This window comes from Devosia sp. (genome assembly GCF_014860165.1).
Classification (GTDB): Bacteria; Pseudomonadota; Alphaproteobacteria; order Rhizobiales; family Devosiaceae; genus Devosia.
Genome location: NZ_JACZKG010000073.1, coordinates 1 through 7,958 on the forward strand (window position 1 = coordinate 1; position 7,958 = coordinate 7,958).

Consider the following 7,958-nt stretch of genomic DNA (forward strand, 5'->3'; position numbering starts at 1 on the left):
GATCCCTCCCCGCAAGGGGGAGGGAGGCGCCAGCTCAAAGGTCCGTGTTCATCGTCTCCCTCCCCTTGATGGGGAGGGATCAAGGGTGGGGCCGCAGGCGCCGAGCGCTGCAATCAGGCTGCGGTCACCCGCCAGATGACGTCGCCGACGTCGTCGGCCATCAGCACGGCGTTGTCGGCGGCGAGGGTCACGCCGACGGGGCGGCCGTAGGAGTATTTCTCGTCGGGGGACAGGAAATCGGTGAGGATGTCGCGCGGCAGGCCCGTCGGCTTGCCGTTGTCGAAGGCGACGAAGGTGAGCTTGTAGCCGCTGAGCGTGCTGCGGTTCCACGAACCATGCTGGCCGATGGCCATGCCGCCCGGGAAGCCGGGCAGGGTGCCTTCGGGCAACCAGCAGAGGCCGAGCGAGGCGGTGTGGCCGCCCAGGGCATAATCGGGATGGTCCTGCGAAGCGGCCGGGTGGGCCGGGTCCTGCGGGACGCGGTCATCGACGACACCCCAATAGGAGAAGGGCCAGCCGTAGAAGCCGCCATCGCGCACCGAGGTCAGGTAATCGGGCGGGGTTTCGTCGCCGAGGCCGTCGCGCTCGTTGACCACGGTCCAGAGGGCGCCTGTTGTCGGCTCCCAGGCCATGCCGACGGGGTTGCGCAAGCCGCCAGCAAAGATGCGCGACTTGCCGGTGGCCAGGTCGAATTCATGGATGCAGGCGCGGTCGATTTCGGCGTCGAGGCCCGCATCGCCGATATTGGTCTGCGAGCCGACGGCGACATAGAGCTTGCTGCCGTCCTTGCTGGCGATGAGGTTGCGCGTCCAGTGGCCGCCGGGCTTGAGGTCCATCAGCTTCTTGCCGGGTGCGGTGATGCTGGTGGCGCCGGGCTCATAGGGATAGGCGAGCAGGGCGTCGCTGGCGCCGACATAGAGCGTCGAGCCGAGCAGGATCATGCCGAAAGGCTGGCGGACGCCCTGGATGAAGGCATGGCGGATTTCGGCGATGCCGTCGCCATCGGCATCCCGCAGCAGGGTGATGCGGTTGGGGCTGTCGCCGGAGGCGCGGGCGCGCTTCATGGTGCTCGACATGGCGTGATCGAACAGGCTGCTGGGCTTGCCCGATTCGCCCATGGATTCGGCGACGAGCACGTCGCCATTGGGCAGGACATGCATGTGGCGCGGATGATCGAGGCCGGCGGCGAAGGCATTGACCTTGAGGCCTGCGGCAGCGGTGGGTGTGCGACCGTGTTCCCAGCCCTTGGCGGTGGGCATTTTCAGCGTCGGAATGCTGCCCTGTGCCTTGGCCGACGGGATGACAGGAGACGCGCCGAAGACAGGCGGACGCGGACCATCGCCGCGATGGCGGATGGCGACGGCTACCGCGCCGATAACGGCAACGACATTGGCGAAAATGGAACTCACGTTCATCGGAAGACTCGATTGGCGGGGGGATTGTTGCCCAAGCTAATCGCATTTAGCGCGCGCGAACACCATGCCCTGCCGGCAAAATGAAGCGTCGCCCAACCGGTGGGCGACGCTCGCGACGTCTATTGGGCCGCCCGGGGCGCCATACGCGAACCGGCGGCTGACGGCATCCAGACGATCCAGGCAAAGAGCAACACGCCGGCAAAGGTGATCAGCGAGCTGGCGGCGACGATGGGCTCCACGGCGGTATTGCCCGCCAGCAGCAGGTAGAGCGAGACGCCCATGACGATGACGCCAAGGGTAAAGACGGCATACTGGATCATCGGCAGGCGGCCGGCGGCCTTGGCGGGGTTCAGCGCGTAATAGCCGCCGAACAGGGCCGATGTAACCCAGCCGAGCAGGTTGATATGCGCATGGGCGCCGGTGACATTGTGGTTCTGGCTGACCGACATGTGGATGCCGATGGAGATTCCGACGATCAGGAACAGGATCGCGGAGCGGAAATAGTATTCGGATATGCGCGGCATAGTGGTTGTCTCCCTCAACTGGCCGTGTGTGTCCCCTCACGGACTCGGACCAGCCAATCTCACGGTAATTCGACTTGCCGGTCGAATCCATCCGCATTCAGGGGGACGCAAGCGCCGCCCCGAAGGGCGGCGCGGCAGGGATTGGGTGGCGATCAGAGCGCCTGGAAGCTCGAGATGGTGTTGTTGTAGGAGCTGAGCGAGGCCTTGGAGGTGATGATGGTGGCGCAGGAGCCGCCATAGCCGGCATTCTTGCAGACCGTCACCTGGGCGCCGCCCTCGACGCTGATCGAGGAGATGGAGTTGTTCCAGCTGCCGGCCAGGACCGGATTGCTGTCGCCCGGGCTGACGCAGAACGAGCCGCCGGCGAAGTTCGTGCTCTTGAAGAAGCAGACCTTGGGGGTTGCCGGCGCCGGGGGCGGCACGGGAGCAGGCGGCGGTGCATCGCCAATGCCGAAGGAGAAGGACGGGCCGCCGGGGCCGACGGTGACGCCGAAGTTGAACGGAATGTCAGGGTCGGCCGGAGCGGGCTGGGCAGCGGCGGGCTGGAGATAGTTGGCCGAGACCCAGCCATCGGTTCCGGCATTGCGGTCGACAAAACACCAGGAGCCCTGGCAATCCTTGACGTCGACGAGTTCGCCGGCGCTGAGTGTGCCGACCTTGGAATAGCTCGTGCCGGGACCGGTGCGGACATTGACAGCGCCGGTGGCGACACCGGGCTGGGCAAAGGCGCCTGATGTCGACAGCAGAACGACTGCGGCGGCGGAAGACAAGGCGGTGATGTGCTTGACGTTCATTTTGAGTTCCCTCGTTGCAGGGAGCATGTCGCTCGCCTGTTGTTGAGGGTGACTAGACAGTATTGCCGGTGAACTGCGGCTGAATGGACTGTTTATTCAGGGCGGGCGGAAGGAGCCGCTGGTGGGGGTGAAAATGAACGGGGATACGGAATGTCCGCCGGGCGGCGCGAGTCCTTGTTGGGATACCCCTACCTCGCCTCCCCCTGAAGGGGGAGGAATCCGAGCGGTGCTCGGGGCGGGGTCGTGGCCTAACTCGATCTGTCCCTCCCCCTTCAGGGGAGGTTAGGAGGGGGTAATCAGTAAACCCGGATCGATGACAAAGCGCGGCGGAGATAAGGGTCCAGTGCGGGCTGGTCGGCGATGATGCGTTCGCAATAGCTCTGGAAGCCGCGGTCGCGACAGGCGGCGGCAGAGGCGCCCAGGACCTTGACCGAGGAGAAGCTGTTGTCGAGGCCCAGCAGGGCCAGGTCATGGATGACGTGGCCGGAATTCATGCAGAGTTCGGTGCCGGTGAAGTTGGTGCCCGAATAGAAGCAGATGCTGCCGCCGGAGGGATAGTCGGGGTTGATGCCGCCAGGCCAATCGGTCGAGGTGAGGCCGAAGACGACGTACTGCTTGCTGGTCCAGCCGCGGCCGCCGGGGCCATCGACGGCGCACCAGAGCTCCTCGCAGCGCAGCACCTTGATGGGCAGATCGGCCGCGATCTCGCCGGTGACGGCATAGGCCAGGCCCGGACCGTCGCGCAGGGTGAGCGTGTCCGAGCTCCAGGCATGGGTGCCGCTCTCGGAGGCGGCGTAGGCCGGGGCCAGCGACAGGACCAGCATGGCGGCGAGTGTGGTCAGCAGGCGACCGAAATAACGCATCAGGTATCCCCGGCTCTAAAGCAATGCGCGCACACTAGCGCGGCTCCCGGCTGGCTCCAAGGGGCCAAAGCAAAGGGCGCGGCCAAAGCCACGCCCTTGTTCATTGCGGCGCCGCTGGTTAGCGGACGCGGATCGATACGATGTAGTCGTCGAAGTCGCCCAGCGAGGAAGCGCTGGTCGTGTAGGTGCGGCAATTGCGATAGCTGCTTTCCGAGCAAACCTGCACCGACAGGCCATCAGAATTGTCGATCGAGGAGACGCGGTCGGCCCAATCACCCAGATTGCGGATGCTCTCGCCCGATTCCAGGCAGAAGCTCGAGCCGCGGAAGCGGGTGCGGTCGTAGAAGCAGACTTCGCCAAAGACCGGCTCGGGGATCGGCCGGATGACCGGCGGCTGCGGCTGCTGGCCGATGCCGAAATTGAAGGTCGGGCCGCCCGGGCCGGTGGAGAAGCCGAAGGACAGGCCGGGCTGCTGCGGATTGACCGGGGTGCCGCCAGCCGTCAGGTAGGAGGCCGATACCCAGCCATCGGGGCCCGACTTGACGATGTAGCACCAGGAGCCCTGGCACTGCTGCACATCAACGGTGGTGCCGCGACGAACGGTGTCGACCACAGCATAGTTGGTGCCCGGGCCGGAGCGCACGTTCACGTTGCTGGTCACGGTGCCCGGCGCGGCATAGGCGGCCGGCAGGAAGACGACGAGGGCCGTCGCGGCAACGGCGACGCCGGCAGCAATATTGAGCAACATCTTGCGAGTGTGGCGGTTCATTTTCTGCGCTCCTGTGCGCTGGTCCTACCGGTCCCGGATGGGACGACGCTTGCGGCGACCAGTTATTGTTTGTCTAGGAAACGGGGGGAAGAACTAAAGAGTTCCTGCTTCCCCCCAAAATGGTACGAGGATGATTAATAGACGTCGATGGACGACGTCTTGCGGTCGATCTCGGCGGGCAGGCGCGACGCATCGCGGCGCAAGGTGACGCAACTGCCCCGGTAATTGGCGTCGGTGCAGAGGTCGACGCGGGCACCGCCAAATACCTCCACGGAGCGGATCCTGTTGTCCCAGTTGCGCAGGCGGCTATAGCCATCGCCTTCCTCGACACAGAAGCTCGTGCCGCGAAAATTGCGCTCGCTGTAGAAGCAGGCGCCGGCTTCCTCGAAGACCGGAGGCGGCTGGGGCTGCGGCGGCTGGGGCGGCCACGGCCAGGGATGGGGCAAGGGCTGCGGCTGCGGCTGCGGTTGTGGCTGCGGTGCCGAAGGAGGCGGAGGCGCTGCCTGGCCCGGTGGCACCTGGGCGACATATTGCTGCTCGACCCAAATGGTCGCGCGCCCGTAGTAGACCATGCAGAAATTGTTCTCGCAGTGATCGAGCTGGACGGGGGTATTGGCGCGAACCGTGCCCGCGAAACCGGAATCGAAGCTTGGCCCGGTATAGGCATTGATATCGGCCGTGATCGTGACGGTCTGCTGCGCCATAGCCACGGCTGCGCCGGCGAGCAGGATCAGGGTCGAAAGGAGACCGAGGCGAAGCGGTTGCATGGGATGGGTAACTCCGAAAACTGGGGCCGAGTTCGACCTGTGATCCGGTTTGACCACACTGTAACTGAACGCTGTCTGAACGGATTCGTTCAGGGGGCCCGGCGCAGGATCAGGGGTCGATGCGGCGCTTGGAACCGTCCTCGCCCAGGGCGACATAGACGAAGCGTCCGTCGGTGACCTTGACGCGATCGGCGATGCGATTGCGGCGCGCCCAGGCCTCCATGCTTATCGTGACCGAGGTGGTGCCGACGCGCTCGACGGTGGTGTAGACGCAGAGGATATCGCCGACCTTGACGGGGGCGATGAAGGTCATCGCCTCGACCGCCACGGTGACGACGCGGCCGCCGCTGCGCTCGACCGCGGCGATGGCGCCGGCAATATCCATCTGGCTCATCACCCAGCCGCCGAAGATGTCGCCGGCGGGGTTGGTGTCGGCAGGCATGGCCAGGGTGCGGATGGTGAGGGCGCCGGTTGGCTCGAGGGCGTCAGACTGCATATTCAAGGTCCTTTCACCGGCCAGCGGCCGACCGCTTCTTCCCAGTGCCTGCGGCAGAGCGAAACATAGACCGACTTCTCGATCGACACCTGCTCGCCGGCGGTGATCACGCGCCCATCGGCATTCTGGCGGACGACCATAGTGGCCTTGGCGCCGCATTCGCAAATGGTGCGTATCTCGCGCAGGGTGTCTGCGACGGCCAGCAATTCTGATGACCCCGGGAACAGCTTACCCTGGAAATCGGTCCTGAGGCCGAAGCACATGACCGGAATGCGCAGCCGATCGGCAACGCGGGCCAGTTGCCAGACCTGGTCGGGCGTGAGGAACTGTGCCTCGTCGATGAAGACGCAATCGACCTTGCTGATTTCCTGCTCGTCGCGGATGGACTGGTAGAGATCGTCATCGGCGGAATAGAGCGCGGCGGGCTCGGAGATGCCGATGCGCGAGGAGATGAGGCCAATGCCGTTTTCGGCATACAGAGCGGAGGTGTAGAGCAGCGGCCGCATGCCGCGCTCGCGATAGTTGTAGGCGGCCTGCAGCAGCAAGGTGGACTTGCCGGCATTCATCGCCGCATAGGAAAAGTAGAGCTTGGCCATGGCTCCGTTGTGCCGGAGCGCCTCGCCAGGCGCGAGCGCAAAGACGGCTGCTCCACAAAAAAAGAGGCCGCCCCGGGGGCGGCCAGAATGCCGACTTAATCGGCGGGAAGAGTCGGGGTTGGCGGCCGGACTCTCCCAATAGGCCGGGCGCGACGTTGGGGACGTGGGGCGCGGCACGTTCGGGCCACATGGGGGATGAGCCGGAACAGTTGAACGATTAGCGAGCTTGTATGACGGGGGCGTGACGCGCCTGGTCACCCTGCGTTCAGACACAGTTCAGCTTGGCTCTGGCAGCCTTGATATCCACAGCTTTGGAGTGGTTGCGATGCAGAAACCCGTTCTTGTGCTTGGTGCCCTGGCCATGCTGACCCAGCCGGCCCTGGCCTCACCCGAAGGCACCTGGGAAATCGAGATGCGCGACTCGCGCTACAGCGTCGAGCTTTGCGGCGATGGCACGCAATTGTGCGGCACGCTGATCTGGTTGGGCAATGGCGCCGACAACGCGGAAAACCTGCCCTATCTCAACACCCTGCTGATCGACCATGCGCGGCAGACCAGACCCAACCAGTGGAAGGGGGATCTGAGTATCTACGGGCAGAAAGCGGGCGGAACGATCACCCAGGTGGGCGAGAACGAGATCGTGCTCAAGGGCTGCGTGGCCTTCGTGATCTGCAAGACGTACCGGATGTATCGGTATGAGGAGTAGGGGGCTTTCACCTCTCCCCCAAAGGGAGAGGTGAAGAGCCTAGTTCGTCGTCCTCGCCATATGCGTCTGGCGCCGGGCCCAGAGCGGGGGCAGGGCTTCGACGGCGATGATGGCGGCGAAGATGAGGGCGGCGCCGGCATAGCCGATGGGCGGGAGACGTTCCCCCAGCAGCAGGGCGCCACCGATGGCGGCAAAGAGGCTCTCAGCTGAGAGAATAATCGCCGCATTGGCGGGCGGGACATATTGCTGGCCTATAGCCTGGAAGGTGAAGGCGACGGCGGTCGAGAGAATGGCCGCATAGGCGATTTCGATCCAGCCGGCGGAAATGCCCTCGAGGGTCGGGGTCTCGATGACGAAGGCCAGGGACAGCGCGACGGCGCCCGCCACAAGAAAACTGATGGCCGAGACGAAGATGGGCAGGCCGGTGGCGCGGGCGACATGGCCGAGCAGGACCACGTGCAGGCCCCAGAATACGGCGCTGACGACGATCAGCAGGTCGCCCTGGTTGAAGCTGTCGAGCCCGCCACCATTGAGATAGTAGATGCCTACCAAAGCCAGCGGCACGCAGGCGAAGATGATCGGATGCGGACGGGTGCGGAAGATGAAGAAGCCCAGCACCGGGACGAAGAAGACATAGAGCCCGGTGAGGAAACCGCCATTGGTGGCCGTGGTGGTGGCCAGGCCCGATTGCTGCAGCCAGGATCCGACGAAGAAGACCAGGCTCACGCCGGCCACGAGAGCCCAATGCGTACCGGTCAGCGGCTCGGGACGGCGGCGCTTTTCCCAGAAGGCCAATGGCAGCACCAGAAGGCCGCCGAGCAGATAGCGGACGCCGGCAAAGGTCAGCGGCCCCATCGAATCCATGGCGGATTTCTGCGCGATAAAGGCGAAGCCCCACAGCATGGTGCAGATCAGGAGCATGAGGGCGGCGAGGGGGCGGGACATTTTTGGGTCTCGATTGTGCGGCTGTAGCTCAGGTATCTCAGTCATCTCCCTCCCCCTTGTGGGGAGGGATCAAGGGTGGGGGT

10 protein-coding genes are annotated in these 7,958 nt (G+C 64.9%); 1 reads left to right on the plus strand and 9 read right to left on the minus strand.

What is annotated here, in order from left to right; genetic code table 11:
• Positions 1–113: 113 nt before the first annotated feature.
• The 8 genes from IH615_RS19280 to IH615_RS19315 all read right to left on the minus strand — a co-directional run bounded on the left by IH615_RS19280 (position 114) and on the right by IH615_RS19315 (position 6,224).
• Positions 114–1,415, minus strand: coding sequence for a sorbosone dehydrogenase family protein (locus IH615_RS19280; protein ID WP_291364515.1), 1,302 nt, complete (start codon positions 1,413–1,415; stop codon positions 114–116).
• 119 nt (positions 1,416–1,534) lie between these two features.
• On the minus strand, positions 1,535–1,939 hold the full coding sequence (locus IH615_RS19285; RefSeq protein WP_291364517.1) for a hypothetical protein: 405 nt from the start codon (positions 1,937–1,939) through the stop codon (positions 1,535–1,537).
• A gap of 152 nt (positions 1,940–2,091) precedes the next feature.
• Positions 2,092–2,733, minus strand: a complete 642-nt coding sequence (locus IH615_RS19290) for an SH3 domain-containing protein (RefSeq protein WP_291364519.1) — start codon at positions 2,731–2,733, stop codon at positions 2,092–2,094.
• Positions 2,734–3,029: 296 nt separating this feature from the next.
• The gene (locus tag IH615_RS19295; RefSeq protein WP_291364520.1) at positions 3,030–3,596 is read right to left on the minus strand and encodes an SH3 domain-containing protein; all 567 of its coding nucleotides are present in this window, start codon (positions 3,594–3,596) and stop codon (positions 3,030–3,032) included.
• Positions 3,597–3,714: 118 nt separating this feature from the next.
• Complete coding sequence (locus tag IH615_RS19300; RefSeq protein ID WP_291364522.1) at positions 3,715–4,365, minus strand: SH3 domain-containing protein; 651 nt, start codon at positions 4,363–4,365, stop codon at positions 3,715–3,717.
• A gap of 134 nt (positions 4,366–4,499) precedes the next feature.
• Positions 4,500–5,132: a peptidase inhibitor family I36 protein gene (locus tag IH615_RS19305; protein WP_291364523.1), complete on the minus strand. Its 633-nt coding sequence runs from the start codon at positions 5,130–5,132 to the stop codon at positions 4,500–4,502.
• A 109-nt stretch (positions 5,133–5,241) separates the two neighbouring features.
• The gene (locus tag IH615_RS19310) at positions 5,242–5,628 is read right to left on the minus strand and encodes an acyl-CoA thioesterase (protein WP_291364524.1); all 387 of its coding nucleotides are present in this window, start codon (positions 5,626–5,628) and stop codon (positions 5,242–5,244) included.
• Between the two features lie 2 nt (positions 5,629–5,630).
• Complete coding sequence (locus IH615_RS19315) at positions 5,631–6,224, minus strand: thymidine kinase (RefSeq protein WP_291364525.1); 594 nt, start codon at positions 6,222–6,224, stop codon at positions 5,631–5,633.
• Between the two features lie 325 nt (positions 6,225–6,549).
• On the opposite strand from IH615_RS19315, the gene IH615_RS19320 reads away from it, so the two are divergent.
• Positions 6,550–6,930 carry a DUF2147 domain-containing protein gene (locus tag IH615_RS19320; protein ID WP_291364526.1) on the plus strand — a complete coding sequence of 127 codons (381 nt, stop codon included), beginning with the start codon at positions 6,550–6,552 and terminating at the stop codon, positions 6,928–6,930.
• A 39-nt stretch (positions 6,931–6,969) separates the two neighbouring features.
• On the opposite strand, the gene IH615_RS19325 is transcribed toward IH615_RS19320, so the two are convergent.
• Positions 6,970–7,875, minus strand: coding sequence for a DMT family transporter (locus IH615_RS19325; protein ID WP_291364527.1), 906 nt, complete (start codon positions 7,873–7,875; stop codon positions 6,970–6,972).
• Positions 7,876–7,958: the final 83 nt, after the last annotated feature.